At 68.9% G+C, this 15,726-nt stretch carries 16 protein-coding genes; 9 read left to right on the plus strand and 7 right to left on the minus strand.

The window, feature by feature from the left end; genetic code table 11:
* Positions 1-59 precede the first annotated feature (59 nt).
* Positions 60-1,034, minus strand: coding sequence for an arsenosugar biosynthesis radical SAM (seleno)protein ArsS (gene arsS, locus KQ305_RS05910; protein ID WP_259724495.1), 975 nt, complete (start codon positions 1,032-1,034; stop codon positions 60-62).
* Between the two features lie 69 nt (positions 1,035-1,103).
* Positions 1,104-2,444: a cation:proton antiporter gene (locus KQ305_RS05915; protein WP_259724496.1), complete on the minus strand. Its 1,341-nt coding sequence runs from the start codon at positions 2,442-2,444 to the stop codon at positions 1,104-1,106.
* A 174-nt stretch (positions 2,445-2,618) separates the two neighbouring features.
* Here KQ305_RS05915 and mazG point away from each other — a divergent pair, with 174 nt between their 5' ends.
* Entirely contained in the window at positions 2,619-3,512 is an 894-nt protein-coding gene (gene mazG, locus KQ305_RS05920) for a nucleoside triphosphate pyrophosphohydrolase (RefSeq protein ID WP_259724497.1), read from the plus strand.
* Here the strand turns inward: mazG and arfB are convergent.
* Together arfB and KQ305_RS05930 are read right to left on the minus strand one after the other, a co-directional pair.
* Entirely contained in the window at positions 3,472-3,906 is a 435-nt protein-coding gene (arfB, locus tag KQ305_RS05925; protein ID WP_259724498.1) for an alternative ribosome rescue aminoacyl-tRNA hydrolase ArfB, read from the minus strand. The genes mazG and arfB overlap by 41 nt on opposite strands.
* Positions 3,903-4,640, minus strand: coding sequence for a carbonic anhydrase (locus KQ305_RS05930; protein WP_259724499.1), 738 nt, complete (start codon positions 4,638-4,640; stop codon positions 3,903-3,905). The genes arfB and KQ305_RS05930 overlap by 4 nt, the downstream gene beginning before the upstream one ends.
* A 58-nt stretch (positions 4,641-4,698) precedes the next feature.
* Between KQ305_RS05930 and speE the strand changes: the two genes are divergently transcribed.
* Both speE and speB read left to right on the plus strand, forming a co-directional pair.
* A complete protein-coding gene (gene speE, locus KQ305_RS05935) occupies positions 4,699-5,574 on the plus strand; it encodes a polyamine aminopropyltransferase (RefSeq protein ID WP_259724500.1) in 876 nt (291 codons plus the stop codon).
* Positions 5,571-6,431, plus strand: a complete 861-nt coding sequence (gene speB / locus KQ305_RS05940; protein ID WP_259724501.1) for an agmatinase — start codon at positions 5,571-5,573, stop codon at positions 6,429-6,431. Before speE ends, speB begins: the two co-directional genes overlap by 4 nt.
* On the opposite strand, the gene KQ305_RS05945 is transcribed toward speB, so the two are convergent.
* Both KQ305_RS05945 and KQ305_RS05950 read right to left on the minus strand, forming a co-directional pair.
* Positions 6,425-6,784 (minus strand): cyclic nucleotide-binding domain-containing protein, encoded by a 360-nt coding sequence (locus KQ305_RS05945; RefSeq protein WP_259724502.1) that lies wholly within the window; start codon positions 6,782-6,784, stop codon positions 6,425-6,427. The genes speB and KQ305_RS05945 overlap by 7 nt on opposite strands.
* Positions 6,785-6,967: 183 nt before the next feature.
* The gene (locus KQ305_RS05950; RefSeq protein ID WP_259724503.1) at positions 6,968-7,147 is read right to left on the minus strand and encodes a hypothetical protein; all 180 of its coding nucleotides are present in this window, start codon (positions 7,145-7,147) and stop codon (positions 6,968-6,970) included.
* Positions 7,148-7,398: 251 nt separating this feature from the next.
* Here KQ305_RS05950 and gcvT point away from each other — a divergent pair, with 251 nt between their 5' ends.
* The 6 genes from gcvT to KQ305_RS05980 all read left to right on the plus strand — a co-directional run bounded on the left by gcvT (position 7,399) and on the right by KQ305_RS05980 (position 15,116).
* Complete coding sequence (gene gcvT / locus KQ305_RS05955) at positions 7,399-8,505, plus strand: glycine cleavage system aminomethyltransferase GcvT (protein WP_399230781.1); 1,107 nt, start codon at positions 7,399-7,401, stop codon at positions 8,503-8,505.
* 78 nt (positions 8,506-8,583) lie between these two features.
* Positions 8,584-10,407 (plus strand): aspartate--tRNA ligase, encoded by a 1,824-nt coding sequence (gene aspS / locus KQ305_RS05960; RefSeq protein ID WP_259724505.1) that lies wholly within the window; start codon positions 8,584-8,586, stop codon positions 10,405-10,407.
* A 100-nt stretch (positions 10,408-10,507) separates the two neighbouring features.
* Positions 10,508-10,993, plus strand: coding sequence for a Dps family protein (locus KQ305_RS05965; protein ID WP_259724506.1), 486 nt, complete (start codon positions 10,508-10,510; stop codon positions 10,991-10,993).
* A 71-nt stretch (positions 10,994-11,064) separates the two neighbouring features.
* Entirely contained in the window at positions 11,065-12,732 is a 1,668-nt protein-coding gene (locus KQ305_RS05970) for a CTP synthase (RefSeq protein ID WP_259724507.1), read from the plus strand.
* Between the two features lie 108 nt (positions 12,733-12,840).
* Positions 12,841-13,485, plus strand: a complete 645-nt coding sequence (locus KQ305_RS05975; protein ID WP_259724508.1) for a 7-carboxy-7-deazaguanine synthase QueE — start codon at positions 12,841-12,843, stop codon at positions 13,483-13,485.
* Positions 13,485-15,116: a diguanylate cyclase gene (locus KQ305_RS05980; RefSeq protein ID WP_259724509.1), complete on the plus strand. Its 1,632-nt coding sequence runs from the start codon at positions 13,485-13,487 to the stop codon at positions 15,114-15,116. The genes KQ305_RS05975 and KQ305_RS05980 overlap by 1 nt, the downstream gene beginning before the upstream one ends.
* 60 nt (positions 15,117-15,176) lie before the next feature.
* Here the strand turns inward: KQ305_RS05980 and KQ305_RS05985 are convergent, their stop codons facing one another.
* Positions 15,177-15,725, minus strand: coding sequence for an ecotin family protein (locus tag KQ305_RS05985; protein WP_259724510.1), 549 nt, complete (start codon positions 15,723-15,725; stop codon positions 15,177-15,179).
* Between the last annotated feature and the right edge of the window lies 1 nt (position 15,726).

Consider the following 15,726-nt stretch of genomic DNA (forward strand, 5'->3'; position numbering starts at 1 on the left):
GTGGCTGTTCCAGTCCGATAGCCCGATCGAGGGGGAGTGCCTGAGCGGTCCAGTGGGCTTCAGCTCAATGCCCCCCCACAGCTGGAGCCGGCGCCGGCGCTGCATCCAAAGCAGTGATCCGCCACGGCAATCGGCTCACCGGCGGGGTCCTGCTCCAGCAGCTGCCGCAGGTGGGCCCGGGGGCTGGCCTGGCCGATGGGCAGGGCAAGCATCTGGTTGAAGTCGCAGTCGTAGAGGAAGCCCTGCCAGTCGACGCTGAGCGTGGAGCGGCACATCACCTGGGCCAGGTTGGCCGGGTTGTGGTGCTGGCGCAGCAGCGTCATGTAGCCCTCCAGCTGCCCCTGCTGGCGCAGCACCGCCGCAAAGCGCTGGATGGGCATGTTGGTGATCGTGAACAGGCGGTTGAAGCGGAGGCCGAAGCGATCGGCCAGCTCGCGCCGGTAGTCGGCTTCAAGGGCGGCCTGGGGCGGCGGCAAGTGGGCCCCCTGGGGGTTGTACACCAGATCCAGCTCAAGGCCGGAGTGTTCGTCGCCGTAGCCGAGGGCGTTGAGTTCCCGCAGGCCCGAGAGGCTGCGCTCGAACACACCGTCGCCGCGCTGCCGGTCGACGTTTTCTGCGATGTAGCAGGGCAGGGAGGCCACCACCTTCACCCCCTGATGGGCCAGGAATGCGGCCAGGTCCTCCTGGCCGGGCTCACTGAGGATGGTGAGGTTGCAGCGGTCGATCACCGCCACCCCCAGCCTTCGCGCCTGGCGCACCAGGTCGCGGAAGCCGGGATGCAGCTCCGGGGCGCCGCCTGTGAGATCGAGGCAGGCAATGGCCCGGGCTTTCAGCACCGCCAGCACCAGGTCGATGGTGTCGGCCGCCATCATCTCGGTGCGGCTGGGGCCGGCGTTGACATGGCAGTGGCTGCAGCTCTGGTTGCAGCGGTAGCCCAGGTTCACCTGCAGGGTCTCGAGCCGACCGCGGCGCAGGGCCGGGAACGGGGGCGCCAGGTTGATGGTGGTGGAGCCGTTCAGATCGGCGACGCCCATGGATGGAGAGGATTCACACCGGGGGTACCGGCAGGGCGGCGAAACGGATGGGCAGGGAAGGCGTACCGCTCAGGTGGTCTGAGCCACGGCTTCCGTCTGACCACCGATCACGAGCCGCAGCAGAACCGGGGCCAGGAAGGTGGTGCCGATCACCATCAACAGGATGGCGGCTTCGAGGGCCGGGGTGAGGATGCCGGCCTGGGTGCCCAGACCCAGGAAGATCAGACCCACTTCGCCGCGGGGCATCATCCCAAGACCCACCACCAGCCGGTTGGTGGGGTCCTTGGTGGTGTAAGTCCAGCCCGCCGCCAGCTTGCCCACCACGGCGACCACCAGCAGGAACAGGGCCACCACCAGGCCCTCCCGGTTGGCGGGATCGAAGGGGTTGAGCACCGAGAGGTCCATGCCGGTGCCGATCAGCACGAAGAACACCGTGGCGAACAGGGCCACCAGGGGTTTGACCGTGGTTTCGATGGCGTGGGTGTGCTTGGAGGCGCTCAGGATCAGGCCGGCGGCGAAGGCCCCCAGGGCGGCCTCGAGGCCGATCGCCTGGGCGGAGAAGCAGCAGAGGGTGAGCACCACGAAGCTGGCCACCGCCACATCCCCGGGAGCCTTGAGACGGTCCACCACCCAGTCGAAGGCGGGGGCGGCGAAGCGGCTGAGCACAAGGGCGACGGCCACGAAGATCACCGCCGCGGCGCACAGCTTCAGGACCGGTCCGAGGGTGAAGGAACCGCCACCGGCCAGGGAGACCACCACCGCCAGGATCACGATGCCCAGGATGTCGTCGAGCACGGCGGCACCGATGACGATCTGGCCCTCCTTGCGCTTCAACCACTGCAGCTCACCGAACACGCTCGCCGTGATGCCGATCGAGGTGGCCGTCATGGCGGCGCCGGCGAAGACGGCCGGGATGAACGGCACGTGGAAGAGGTAGTAGAGGCCGGCCGTACCGGCGGCGAAGGGGAGCACCACACCGGTGAAGGCCACGGTGCCGGCCTGAACCCCCACGGCCATGAGTTCATCGAGCTCGCTTTCCAGACCCGTCAGGAACAGCAACGAGAACAGGCCAATCTCGGCGACCGCCTGCAGGCTCGAAAACGTCTCTCCGTAGATCGAAGCGACGCTTTCAGGGGTGACCCCGCCCAGCGAGCTCAGCAGCCCGAGGAGCGCGCCGCTGAGATGGGCCTGCGTTTCGGGGGGGACGACCAGATGCAGACCGGAGGCACCGATCACCACCCCGGCAACCAGCTCGCCCAGGATGGTGGGCAGCTGCAGGCGCACCATCAGCTCCGCCATGACGCGGGCCGCCACGAAAATCACGAGAAAACGACCAACCCCGATCAGGGTTTCCGTCACTTCAAGCTGGTGGCTTCCGACGTCCATCAGCAGCGTGGGCAGCAGATCCATCAGGCGGGGTAGGGGGAGCAGCAGTTTTAGAAGCAAGGGGCGCTGCGCTGTTGCCAGATAGGAGGCAGAAATCACGAATGGGCTGGATCCATCCGGTCTGTGGAGGCGATTGAGGTTTCGAGCCAGCCTGAACCCCATCACCAAGGATGGTCTCCGTGGTTCCACTTGCTTGCGATGCCCACTTCCCGGCCGATCCCCGCCTCGGCAGCCGATGGGGCCAGTCTTGAGGGCCTGGCTGAGCTGGTGGCGATCGTGGCGCGGCTGCGGGATCCGCAGGCAGGCTGCCCCTGGGACCTGACCCAGACCCACAGCACCCTGATCCCCTACGTGCTGGAGGAGGCCCATGAGGTGGCTGATGCGATCCGCCAGGGGGATGACGCCCATCTGGCGGAGGAACTGGGCGACCTGCTGCTGCAGGTGGTCCTGCACGCCCGGATCGCCAGCGAAGCGGGACGCTTCGATCTGGCCGCCGTCGCCGCTGCCATCACGAACAAGCTGGTGCGCCGTCACCCCCATGTGTTCGATCCAGCGGCGGCGCGGGCCGACGACCCCGAGGCCGTGCGCCGTAGCTGGGAGGCGATCAAGGCCGCCGAACGCCAGGAGCCAGCTACGGCCAGCCCCCTCAGTGACCGGCTGGCCCAGAAGGTCCGCGGACAGCCGGCCCTGGCCGGCGCCATGACCATCTCGCGCAAGGCCGCCGCCGCCGGCTTCGAGTGGGATGCCATCGAGGGCGTGTGGGCCAAGGTGCAGGAGGAGATGGACGAACTGCGGGAGGCCGTGGCCAACGGCGACCAGGCCCACGCCCAGGAGGAACTGGGCGACGTGCTGTTCACCCTGGTGAACGTGGCCCGCTGGTGCGGTCTCGACCCGGAAGAGGGCCTGGCCGGCACCAACCGCCGCTTCCTCGATCGCTTTTCCCGGGTGGAGGCCGCCCTGGGCGGCGACCTCGGCGGCCGCGGTCTTGCGGAACTGGAGGGCCATTGGCAGGCGGCCAAGGCCCAGATCCGCGCTGAGGGGGGGGGCGGCCCTACCCGTCCTCCGGTGGACCCTGCCGCCGGTGGTTCTTGATCGATCCCCGCTGACGCTTGGCCTTCAGCCGGCGCTCCACCGAGCCGCGGCTGGGCTTGGTCGGGCGGCGGGGCGGTGGCGGTGGCGCGATCGCCGCCTGCAGCAGCTCCACCAGGCGCTTCTGCGCCGCCTGGCGGTTCTGCCATTGGGAGCGCTGCTCCGCCGCCACAATCACCAGACCCACCGGGGTGAGCCGGGCGGCCAGCCGCCGCAGGGCCCGCTCCCGCAGGGGCGGCGGCAGGGCGCCGCTGGCGGCCAGGTCGTACACCAGCTCCACCCGGGAGTCGGTGGTGTTCACCCCCTGGCCCCCGGGGCCGGAGGCGCGCGAGAAGCGCCAGCCCAGCTCGGCCGCAGGGATCACCAGGCCATTCCCCAGGGGCAGATCGCCGCTCACACCAGGCTCACTTCGCCGCTGCCGATGTCGAAGTAGGCGGCCTGGATGCGCAGGCGCCCGTCCGCCACGGCCTCGCGCAGCAGGGCACTGCGTTTCGGCAGCGCGCTGGCGGCGGCCGCCGCGTTGGCGCGCACCGACTGGGCCAGGTCCGCCCCCGGCTTCAGGCTGGCCCGGATCGGCGCCACCAGGTCCTCCAGCAAGGGCGTGAGCGGGTTGCTGGCCATGGCGGCGGTCACCGCACCGCAGCCGCTGTGGCCCATCACCAGGATCAGGGGCATCGCCAGCTCCGCCACAGCGTACTCCAGCGAGGCGACACCCTCGTCGAAGGCCGTGTTGCCGGCGCTGCGCACCTCGAACAGTTCCCCGGCGCCGCAGGCGAAGATCCACTCCGGTGCCACCCGCGAATCGGCGCAGCAGAGCACCGAGGCCCAGGGCCGCTGGCCGGCGGCCAGGGCATCGGGCCGCACCTGGCAGCGCAGCGGCCAGGTTTCATGCAGCAGGGTGGCCCGCTCCCGGGGATCGTCGCTGCGCTCGGCGGCCTGCCAGGTGCGGGAGAAGTCGCGGTTGCGGCGCAGCAGTTCCTGCAGCGGGTCGCCCTCGGGACGGCACACCGACAGCCGTTCCTTCAGGGTGCCGTCCGCGGCCGCCGCGGCCGCCGGCCGCAGGGTGTCCAGGGCCAGCCCGGCGCCTGCCAGGCCCAGGAGCTGCAACAGGTGGCGTCTGGAATGTGCCATGGCGCCGTGACAAGAGGTCCTGCCGAAGGTTTAGCTGGAAAAGCCACGAGCCAACCACATGGGACCGCAACAGCCACCGGGCGCCTGGGTGGACGAGGAGCTGGGCGGGGTGCGCTACGGCCTGGCCGCCACCGTGGTCGAGGAGCACACCAGCCCCTACCAGCGCATCACGATCATTGACAGCCAGACCTATGGCAAGGGCCTGCTGCTCGACGGCTGCTGGATGACGGCGGAGCGGCAGGAGCGGCACTACCACGAACCGCTGGTGCATCCGGCCCTCTGCTCCGCCGCCTCGATCGAGCGGGTTCTGGTGATCGGTGGCGGTGATGGCGGCACCGCCCGCGAGTGCCTGCGCCACCCCGGCGTCGCCCACCTCGACATGGTGGAGATTGACGGGCTGGTGGTGGAGCTGTCCCAGAAGCACCTGCCCAGCCTCGGTGGCGACGCCTGGCGCGACCCCCGCTTCCACCTCACCGTCGGCGACGGCATCGCCTGGGCGGCCGCCGCCCCTGACGCCAGCTACGACGTGGTGCTGGTGGATGGCTCTGATCCGGCCGGACCAGCCGAGGGCCTGTTCAACCGCAGCTTCTTCCAGCACTGCCGCCGCCTGCTGCGCCCCGGTGGTGTGTTCGCCACCCAGAGCGAGTCCCCCGAAGCCTTCCGTCAGGTCCACATCGACACCGTGCGACTGCTGCGCGAGGTGTTCGGCCATGCCGACCCGCTCTACGGCTGGGTGCCGATGTACCCCAGCGGCTGGTGGAGCTGGACCTTCGCCTGCCCCGATGGCCCCCGCTACCGGGAGCCGCTGGCGGAACGCGCCGCGGTGGTGGCGCCGGGTTGCGCCATCTGGTCACCCCGCTGGCAGCGGGGCGCCTTCGAGGCGGTGCCCGCCTTCGTGGAGCGCCAGCTGGCCGACGCCGCGGTCCAGCCATGAGCCCGGAGTTGTTCGACACCGAAGGGGCGATCTACATGGGTGCCCGCCGCGAGCCCCAGGGTTGCACCGTCGGGCTGTTCGGCGTTCCCTACGACGGCACCACCTCCTTTCGCCCCGGCGCCCGCTTCGGCCCGGCGGCGATCCGGGAGGTGAGCAGCGGCCTGGAGAGCTACGACCCCCAGCTCGACCTGGATCTCGAAGACCTGGCCTTCGCCGACCTGGGGGCCGTGGCCATCCCCTTCGGCGCCCCCGAGCCTGTGGTGGCAGCGGTGCGCCGGGCCACCGCGGCGGTGCTGGATCTGGGCCTGGCGCCCCTGATGCTGGGCGGTGAGCACTCGATCAGCAGTGGGGCGGTGGCGGCGGTGGCGCAGCACCACCCGGAGTTGGTGCTGGTGCAGCTCGATGCCCATGCCGACCTGCGCCAGAGCTGGCTCGGGGCCCGGCACAGCCATGCCTGCGCCATGCGCCGCTGCCTGGAGGTGCTGCCCAGCGGCGAGCTGCGCCAGATCGCCATCCGCAGCGGCACCCGCGAGGAGTTCCAGGAGCTGCGCACCAGTGGTCGGTTGGTGCCGATCGCTGCGATGGCCGCGGCGCTGGCGCCCCTGCGGGGCCGGCCCCTCTATCTCACCGTCGACCTCGACTGGTTCGACCCCGCCGTGCTGCCGGGCACGGGCACCCCGGAGCCCGGCGGCTTCCACTGGCCCCAGTTCGCCGAGCTGGTTGAGGAGCTGCGCCACCACCGGCTGGTGGCCGCCGACGTGGTGGAGCTGGCTCCCCAGCTCGACCCCAGCGGTGTCAGCGCGGTGCTGGCCGCCAAGGTGACCCGGAGCCTGCTGCTGCTGCTCGGCACTCAGTAGCAGCAGGTGCCGCTGGCGCGCTGCTCCCGAAGGCGGGTGTGCTGCTGCCCGATCAGCTGCACGGCCAGGGTGGGGTGGTTGTGCAGCAGGTTGAGGAAGCGAAGCCGATCTAGCCGCAGCACTTCCACCGGCGTTCGGGCGAAGGCGTCGCTGCGGTGGTTCAGTTCGCGCCAGGTGATGTCCTGGTAGCTGAACAGTTCACCGGGGCGGAAGCAGGTTTTCTCGCCCTGCTCGCCCACCAGTTCAACGATGCCGCGACGGACGGCGTAGATGGCGTTGGCGCTGGCGCCGCGGGAGAAGACGTGGGCACCCGTGGGGAGGGTGAAAGTTTCACAATCCACATGAACAGCCATCAGATCGATGGGTGATGGGGATGTGGTGGTTCTGCTCAATTCAGGGGACCTCCGTGGTGTGGGTGGACAGGGTCCAGTAGTCCTAGGGCCAAAGGGGGCGTTTCGCTAGGAGCAGGAGCGGTGAAACGGCGGAAGAAAGCCATAACGGCATCAACCGTCACACATTTGACCGTTCCGGCAGCGTCAGGTGAGCCCGGTGGCCAGGCTGAGCTGCTGGCTGCCCACCGGAAGGCGCGCCGGCTTCGGCAGGCCGTCGGGGGACACCACCGGCAGCCGGGGCGGCCGTGCCGTCCAGTGATGGCACCAGAGGTCGGCCACCAGCTCGGGATGGATGGCCAGCTGGCGCAGTTGGCACCATCCCATCTCCGCCCCGGCTGGAGGGGTGCAGTGGCGGCAGCTACGACAGTTGGGACGGTTGCCCATCCTCTTGACCATGTGGGGGTTTCAACGTACGCAGTTCCACGCTGGTGTGATAGGGGTGGAAGCCGAATCACAGGCTTTCTTCGGTATTGGAGGCGACAGCGCCGTCCCGGGCCCCTGCCTGCCTCCTCCATAGGATCGCGCCACCGGGCACCGGCTTCCCCTTGGCCGGCCGGCTGTGTTCCATGGATCCCATCCCCCTGCGCCGAACCCCCCTGGATGCCGCGGCCGTCGCCGCGGGAGCCCGCATGGTGCCCTTTGCCGGCTGGCAGATGGCGATCCAGTTCGCCGGTCTGGTGCAGGAGCACAACGCCGTGCGGCAGCACTGCGGCGTCTTTGACATCTCCCATATGGGGGTGCTCACCCTGCGGGGGCAAGGCACCAAGGATGCCCTGCAGCGGCTGGTGCCCACCGACCTGTTCCGCATCGGCCCCGGTGAGGCCTGCTACACCGTGCTGCTCAACGAAGCCGGCGGCATCCGCGACGACCTGATCGTCTACGACCGGGGCCGGGTGGCCGGCCCCGAGGGGGAGCGGGATGAACTGGTGCTGGTGATCAACGCCGCCTGCGCCGAGGCCGACACCGCCTGGATCGCCAGCCAGCTGGAACCCGAGGGTGTCCTCATCAGCGACCGCAAGGGCGATGGTGTGCTGCTGGCCCTGCAAGGCCCGGACGCGCCCGCCCGCCTCGAGGCCCTCACGGGCACCAGCCTGGCGGGGCTGCCCCGCTTCGGCCACCGGGAGCTGGCCATCGACGGGGCGCCGCTGTTCGTGGGCCGCACGGGCTACACCGGCGAGGACGGCTTCGAGCTGCTGCTGGGCCGCGCGGCCGGCCTGGCGCTCTGGCAGCGCCTGCTGGCCGACGGCGTCACCCCCTGCGGCCTCGGCGCCCGCGACACCCTGCGGCTGGAGGCGGCGATGCACCTCTACGGCAGCGAGATGGACGCGGCCACCACCCCCCTGGAGGCGGGTCTGGGCTGGCTGGTGCACCTGGAGATGCCCGCCGACTTCATCGGCCGCGCCGCCCTGGAGCGCCAGACGGCCGAGGGGGTGGGCCGGAAGCTGGTGGGGCTGAAGCTGCAGGGCCGTGCGATCGCCCGCCATGGCTATCCGGTGCTGCAGGACGGCCTGCCGGTGGGTGAAGTCACCAGCGGCACCTGGTCCCCCACCCTGGGGGAGGCGGTGGCCCTGGCCTACGTGCCGGCGGCGGCGGCCAAGCCCGGCACCGAATTGGCGGTGGAGATCCGCGGCCGGGCCGAGCCGGCGCTGGTGGTGCGGCGGCCCTTCTACCGGCGCGGCTGAGGACTGAGCACTGGGTCCTGAGGAAGCCGGGGCGGCGGGCGCCCTGTGGGAAACTCGCGGATTGATGTGTTCTTTTCCATGCGCAGCCACGGGTGCGGCGACCTGCGCAACGACGCCATCGGCCAGCAGGTCCAGCTGTGCGGCTGGGTCGACCGGTGTCGTGACCACGGCGGGGTGATCTTCATCGACCTGCGTGACCGCACGGGCACCGTTCAGATCACGGTGGATCCCGACCTGGCTCCCGCCGCCTTCGCCGTGGCAGAGCGGCTGCGCAACGAGACCGTGCTGCGGGTGGAGGGCAAGGTGCGGGCCCGGCCGGCCGCGTCCCTCAACGAACGCCTGGCCACCGGAGCGATCGAGGTGCTGGCGAGCGGCCTCACGGTGCTCAACGAGGTGCGCGGCAACCTGCCCTTCCCGGTGTCGGTGCACGACGAAGAGAACACCCGCGAGGAGCTGCGCCTGCGCCACCGCTACCTGGACCTGCGCCGCGAGCGCATGGCCCGCAACCTGCGGCTGCGCCACGCCACGGTGAAGGCCGCCCGCGGCTTCCTGGAGGGGGAAGGCTTCATCGAGGTGGAAACCCCGGTGCTCACCCGCTCCACCCCCGAGGGCGCCCGCGACTACCTGGTGCCCAGCCGGGTCTGCGGTGGGGAATGGTTCGCCCTGCCCCAATCGCCCCAGCTGTTCAAGCAGCTGCTGATGGTGGGGGGCCTGGAGCGCTACTACCAGCTGGCCCGCTGCTTCCGCGACGAGGACCTGCGGGCCGACCGCCAGCCGGAGTTCACCCAGCTGGACATGGAGATGAGCTTCATGGACCAGGAGCAGATCCTGGCGCTCAACGAGGGCCTGATCGCCGCCATCTGGAAGGCCGTCAAGGGGATTGAGCTGCCCCGCCCCTTCCCCCGCCTCACCTGGCACGAGGCGATGGCCCGTTACGGCACCGACCGGCCCGACACCCGTTACGGCATGGAGCTCACCGATTTGAGCGACCTGGTGGCCACCATGGGCTTCAAGGTGTTCTCCGGGGCGGTGGCCGCCGGTGGATCGGTGAAATGCATCGCCGTGGCCGGTGGCAATGAGGCCGTCAGCAACGTGCGCATCAAGCCGGGTGGCGATGTGTTCAGCGAGGCCCAGAAGGCTGGAGCCGGTGGTCTGGCCTTCATCCGGGTGCGGGCCGACGGAGAGATCGACAGCATCGGTGCCATCAAGGACAACCTCGACGCCGATAAGAAGGCGGAACTGCTGGAACGCACCGGCGCCGGGGAAGGCACGCTGCTGCTGTTCGGCGCCGGTGACACCGCCACGGTGAACAAGGCCCTCGACCGGGTGCGCCAGTACCTGGCCCGCGAACTCGGCCTGGTGCCGGCCGAGCGGGACAACGACCAGTGGAACTTCCTCTGGGTGGTGGATTTCCCGATGTTCGAGTTCAACGCCGGCGAGAACCGGCTCGAAGCCCTGCACCACCCCTTCTGTGCCCCCAACGCCGGGGATCTGGGCGACGACCCCGCTGCCTGGCCCGAGACACTCCCCACGGCCCGCGCCCAGGCCTACGACCTGGTGCTCAACGGCCTGGAGCTGGGCGGCGGTTCCCTGCGCATCCACGATTCCGCCCTGCAGCGCCAGGTGCTGCAGACCATCGGCCTGCCCCTGGCGGAGGCCGAGCGCCAGTTCGGCTTCCTGATGGAGGCCCTCGACATGGGCGCCCCGCCCCACGGCGGCATCGCCTTCGGCATGGACCGGCTGGTGATGCTGCTCGCCGGCGAGGAGTCGATCCGCGACACGATCGCCTTCCCCAAGACCCAGCAGGCCCGCTGCCTGATGACCCAGGCCCCGGCCGACGTGGCGCCGAAGCAGTTGGAGGAACTGCACGTGGCCAGCACCTGGGTGGACGAGGAGGCCTAGGCGCCGCCGGCCTGGGCCAAGGCGATCACGGCAAGGCGAAACGAACGCATGAAACCTCAGTAGCTTCGCTGTAACACCTCCTCCATCCCGCAACCCCGCCATGGCCGTCACCGCCCCTGCCATCAACATCGGCCTTTCGCTGAAGCATCGCGAGGAGATCGCCGCGGGCCTCGGGCGCGTGCTGGCCGACAGCACCGTGCTCTATGCCAAGACCCACGGCTTCCACTGGAACGTCACCGGGCCGATGTTCAACGCGCTGCACCTGATGTTCATGGAGCAGTACACCGAGCTCTGGACCGCCCTCGATCTGATCGCCGAGCGGATCCGGGCCCTTGGGTTGCCGGCCCCTTACGGCGCCTCGATCTATGCCGGTCTCTCTTCGATCCCGGAGGCCAAAGGGTTTCCCGACGCTCTTTCCATGGTGCGCGAGCTGGTGGAGGGCCATGAGGCCGTGGCCCGCACCATCCGCTCGGTGTTCACCCTGGCCGATGAGGCCAACGACCAGCCCACCGCCGACCTGCTCACCCAGAGACTCCAGCTGCACGAGAAGAACGCCTGGATGCTGCGGAGCGTCCTGGAGGGGTGAGCTCTGCGCCGGCCCACGCTCGCTGGCGGACTGGAAGGGGTCGGTAGATTGGGGAATCAGCGCCTTACCCGATGTCCGCACCATCCGCCCCGCGGGGCCATGCCGCGAAGTTTGTTTTCGTCACCGGCGGGGTGGTTTCGAGCATCGGCAAGGGCATCGTGGCCGCCAGCCTCGGGAGGCTGCTGAAATCGCGCGGCTACAGCGTCTCGATCCTGAAGCTGGATCCCTACCTGAACGTTGATCCGGGCACGATGAGCCCCTACCAGCACGGTGAGGTGTTCGTCACCGAGGACGGCGCCGAGACCGACCTGGATCTGGGCCACTACGAGCGCTTCACCGACACGGCCATGTCGCGCCTCAACAGCGTGACCACCGGCTCGATCTACCAGGCGGTGATCAACAAGGAGCGCCGCGGCGACTACAACGGCGGCACCGTGCAGGTGATTCCCCACATCACCGGTGAGATCCGCGAGCGCATCCACCGGGTGGCGGCCAACAGCGGCGCCGACGTGGTGATCACCGAGATCGGAGGCACGGTGGGCGACATCGAATCGCTGCCATTCCTGGAGGCCATCCGCGAATTCCGGGGCGAGGTGGGCCGCCACGACCTGGCCTATGTCCACGTCACCCTGCTGCCGTTCATCGGCACCTCCGGTGAACTCAAGACCAAGCCCACCCAGCACTCGGTGAAGGAGCTGCGCTCGATCGGTATCCAGCCCGACGTGCTCGTCTGCCGCAGTGACCGGCCGATCAGCACCGACCTCAAGGCCAAGATCGGCGGCTTCTGCGGCGTGCCGGCCGGTGCCGTGATCCAGGCTCTCGACGCCGACAGCATCTACGCGGTGCCCCTGGCGATGGAGAGCGAAGGCCTCTGCCGCCAGGTGCTCGACGTCCTCTCCCTGGTCGACCACGAGAGCGACATGGCGCGCTGGGCCGACCTGGTCGAGAAGCTGCGCCACCCCGGCCCGGCGGTGAAGGTGGCCCTGGTGGGCAAGTACGTGCAGCTCAACGACGCCTACCTCTCGGTGGTGGAGGCGCTGCGCCATGCCTGCCTGGAGCGGGACGCCTCCCTCGATCTCCACTGGGTCTGCGCTGAGCAGATTGAGAGCCAGGGCGCCGATGCCCTGCTGCGGGGCATGGATGCGGTGGTGGTGCCCGGCGGCTTCGGCCATCGCGGTGTCGACGGCAAGGTGGCGGCGATCCGCTGGGCCCGCGAGCAGCGGGTGCCGTTCCTGGGGCTCTGCCTCGGCATGCAGTGCGCCGTGATCGAGTGGGCCCGCCACCAGGCCGGCCTGGAGGGGGCCACCAGTGCCGAGCTCGACCGCGCCACCCCCCACCCCGTGATCCACCTGCTGCCCGAACAGCAGGATGTGGTGGATCTGGGCGGCACCATGCGGCTGGGTGTCTACCCCTGCCGGCTGACGGCGGGCACCATGGCCCAGCGTCTCTACGGCGAGGAGGTGGTCTACGAGCGCCATCGCCACCGCTACGAGTTCAACAACGCCTACCGCTCCCTGTTCCTGGAATCGGGCTACGAGATCAGCGGCACCTCCCCCGACGGCCGCCTGGTGGAACTGATCGAATTGACGGGCCACCCCTTCTTCACCGCCTGCCAGTACCACCCGGAATTCCTCTCCCGCCCCGGCAAGCCCCATCCCCTGTTCCGGGGGCTGATCGAGGCGGCCCAGCAGCGGCTGCCGCTGGCCGCCGCTGCTGCGGCCAGGCTCGTCGCCCCATGAGGCCCCTGAGGGCGAACCGCAGGGCGATGCGGGCCCCAGGCCGCCCGCCCTGTTGCCCTGGAGCTTCAGCCAGGTCCTGGCCTGGGAGTTTCCGCTGCACCTTTGCCGATGGCCGTCACTGAAGCGGCCCTGCCCGTGGTGGAAACCTTCCATTCGCTCCAGGGCGAGGGACTCCACTGGGGCCGCAGCGCCTTCTTCATCCGCCTGGCCGGCTGCCGTGTGGGCTGCTCCTGGTGCGACACGAAGCAGTCGTGGCCTGAGGCCGCCCATCCACTCCTCCCCCCGGCGACCCTGGCGCTGGAGGCGCAGCAGGCGGCGGTGGCAGGGGCCGGCTTCGTGGTGATCACCGGAGGGGAACCCCTGCACCACGATCTAAGCGAGCTCACGGAGGCGCTGCGCCAGCACACGCTGTTGCCGTTGCACCTGGAAACCAGCGGCGTGGACCGCCTGAGCGGCAGTTTCGACTGGATCACCCTCTCCCCGAAACGTCATCGCCCCCCTGAGGAGGGCCTGCTGCGCCATTGCAACGAACTCAAGATCATCGTGCACGAGCTGGCTGACCTGGTCTTCGCGGAGGCCATGGCCGGGGAGGCCCGCCTGCTGCGGGAGGGCACAGGTTCTGAGGCGCCGGTCCTGCTGCTTCAGCCTGGCTGGCAGAGCACCGGGGGCCAGGCCCTGGCCCTGGACTACGTGCGCTCCCATCCAGGCTGGCGGCTCAGCATGCAGCTGCACAAGGAACTGGGGGTGCGTTGATGGCACGCTCCCTTCGCTTTCTGGCCTTCAACATTGTCACGGCCCTGGGGTTCATCGCCCTGGGGATAGGGACGCATGTCGTCATCAGCAATCGTCTGCAGGAGAAGGCACGCGCCAACCTCCGTTCGAGCACCACGGCCTTGACACTGGACATCAGTCAGTCGGTCAGCAAGTCTGTTCGCTCCATGCATGGGCTCACGGCACGGCTCAGTGTCGATCCCTCGATCTCCTACGAGACTTTCCGGGAGCTCGCCCACCAGAGCGTCGACCCACTGACGGGATTGATTTTTGTGGAGTGGCAGCCTCTGGTGACGAAACAGAATCGAGAGGCCTTCGAGCGTTCGGTGCGCAGACAGGGTGGCCTGTTCAGCGATTTCCAGCTGTGGGAACCCGTCAATGGCAAGGACGGCTCCATACCCGCTCGGGAGCGCGACTTTCATGTCCCGGTGCTCTATGTCTACGACGTCATGAACAAGGCCAGCACGACGCTGGGGCTGGATCTGGCCTTCTCCCCTGAACGGATGGAGTCGAAATGGCGTGCCAGAGATGCAGGAGATCCCGTGGCCTCGGGCCTGTTCCGGGTCATCCGCTATCCGGGTGATTCGGTTCAGCCCATGGGCTTCGCCGTTACCGTTCCCGTGTACCGTGGTGGAATCATTCCTGGAACATTTAGTCAACGAAATGAACAGATCGAAGGCTTCGTGGCACTGGTCTACGACCTCAAGATCCTGCTGCAAAACGAACTCAAGGATCTCAGGGAGCAGGGCCTCAATCTGACCATCTCCCAGGAAGGGATGCCCGAATCCAGACTTGCGGTTCCCGCTGGTCCCGCCACTGGGCTGAGCGCAGAGAAACGCACACTCATCTACGGAACAACCTGGATCATCCGCCTGGATGCCTCCAAGCAATTTATCGCTGTGCAAAAGTCTGCCCAGGATGACCTCCTGCCCTGGCTGGTCACCCTGATGGGCATGATCATTTTTGTCTTTCTGTTCGTCCTGCAGCGCAACGTGAACAAGCTGCAATTGGCCCGCAAGGAACTGATTGCCAGCAACGCCCTGCTGCATCGTTCGCAGGAACAACTCAAGGAACTGGTCGTCCACGATCCCCTCACCAACCTGTTCAACCGACGTGGTTTCCAGGAGCGAGCGATCCCGGAGCTGGCACGGAGCCGGCGCTATCACCTGCCACTGGCGCTGCTGATGTTGGACCTGGATAACTTCAAGCAGGTTAATGACCTTTGGGGACACCACATCGGCGATGTCGTGCTGCAACGGCTTGGCCATCAGCTGCAGAACAGCCTGCGGGCAACGGATGTGGTGGCGCGTCTGGGCGGAGAGGAATTCGCGATCCTGCTCAGCCATACCCGATTGGAGGACGCACTGGCGATCGCTGAGCGGCTCAGGCAGGAAGTCGCAGACGTTGTCCACCATTCAGAAGGCCCTGACATCGAGGGCCGTGTGGGCATGCCGGACTTCCAGATCACCTTGAGCATCGGTTGCGCCATGGCAGAACCCGGCTTGGACCTCGACGGGCTGCTCGCGCTGGCCGACTCCGCGCTCTATGCCTCCAAGGCCGGAGGGCGCAACCGGGTCACGGCAGTCAACGCTCCAGCGGCCCCCTCGTCATGACTGGAGCGCTTGCCGCGCCCCCGGCCCTGCCCATGCGCCCTCTTGCTGCGTACCCCAGGCTCAGAGGGCCTGGGCCGGCTGCTGCACCTTCTCCGCCTTCCAGAGCCGCCAGCGCAGCTGCAGATCCTTGGGGGTGTACACAACGATCGGCCGGCTGGCGTCGTAGGGCACCACGAAGGGCTTGCTGCCCATGGGCACGAACACCTTGCGTTTGGCCTGGCCGGGGGGGCAGGCCATGCGGGTCGATACCGTCGGCCCCACATCGCTCACGGTGTAGACGCTGACACCCAGGCCCTTCAGCTTGCTGGCACGGAAGCGGCCGCGGAAGGCCTGCTGGTTGCAGTCGGCCTCCACCTGGCGGCCGGGGATCAGCTGCACCCGCCAGTCGCTCGGGTGGGGGGAGAGGCGCGGATCGGTGCCGGGGGGCAGCACACCGGGCAGCTGGATGACCCAGCGGGTCTGGCCGGCGGCGGCGGCGGGGTAGGGCTTGAGATCCAGCTGGGGAATGGCCAGGGCCGGAGCCCCCAATCCTGCGAACAGGGACGGCAGGGTGACGATGACGCTGGCGGTGGCCGCCGTCAGGCTGGCGCGGCGCAGGGCGTGGGCCATG

The sequence above is a fragment of the Synechococcus sp. CS-1332 genome (assembly GCF_025127995.1).
Taxonomy (GTDB): Bacteria; Cyanobacteriota; Cyanobacteriia; order PCC-6307; family Cyanobiaceae; genus Cyanobium.

Bases quoted from the DNA above. Each gene is read 5' to 3' on its own strand.
- speE (WP_259724500.1), top strand. From the start codon at position 4,699: ATGGGACCGCAACAGCCACCGGGCGCCTGGGTGGACGAGGAGCTGGGC.
- KQ305_RS05975 (WP_259724508.1), top strand. From the start codon at position 12,841: ATGGCCGTCACTGAAGCGGCCCTGCCCGTGGTGGAAACCTTCCATTCG.
- speB (WP_259724501.1), top strand. From the start codon at position 5,571: ATGAGCCCGGAGTTGTTCGACACCGAAGGGGCGATCTACATGGGTGCC.
- KQ305_RS05970 (WP_259724507.1), top strand. From the start codon at position 11,065: ATGTCCGCACCATCCGCCCCGCGGGGCCATGCCGCGAAGTTTGTTTTC.
- KQ305_RS05950 (WP_259724503.1), bottom strand. From the start codon at position 7,147: ATGGGATGGTGCCAACTGCGCCAGCTGGCCATCCATCCCGAGCTGGTG.
- aspS (WP_259724505.1), top strand. From the start codon at position 8,584: ATGCGCAGCCACGGGTGCGGCGACCTGCGCAACGACGCCATCGGCCAG.
- KQ305_RS05980 (WP_259724509.1), top strand. From the start codon at position 13,485: ATGGCACGCTCCCTTCGCTTTCTGGCCTTCAACATTGTCACGGCCCTG.
- mazG (WP_259724497.1), top strand. From the start codon at position 2,619: ATGCCCACTTCCCGGCCGATCCCCGCCTCGGCAGCCGATGGGGCCAGT.
- KQ305_RS05915 (WP_259724496.1), bottom strand. From the start codon at position 2,444: ATGGATCTGCTGCCCACGCTGCTGATGGACGTCGGAAGCCACCAGCTT.
- KQ305_RS05985 (WP_259724510.1), bottom strand. From the start codon at position 15,725: ATGGCCCACGCCCTGCGCCGCGCCAGCCTGACGGCGGCCACCGCCAGC.
- KQ305_RS05930 (WP_259724499.1), bottom strand. From the start codon at position 4,640: ATGGCACATTCCAGACGCCACCTGTTGCAGCTCCTGGGCCTGGCAGGC.
- KQ305_RS05945 (WP_259724502.1), bottom strand. From the start codon at position 6,784: ATGGCTGTTCATGTGGATTGTGAAACTTTCACCCTCCCCACGGGTGCC.
- arsS (WP_259724495.1), bottom strand. From the start codon at position 1,034: ATGGGCGTCGCCGATCTGAACGGCTCCACCACCATCAACCTGGCGCCC.
- KQ305_RS05965 (WP_259724506.1), top strand. From the start codon at position 10,508: ATGGCCGTCACCGCCCCTGCCATCAACATCGGCCTTTCGCTGAAGCAT.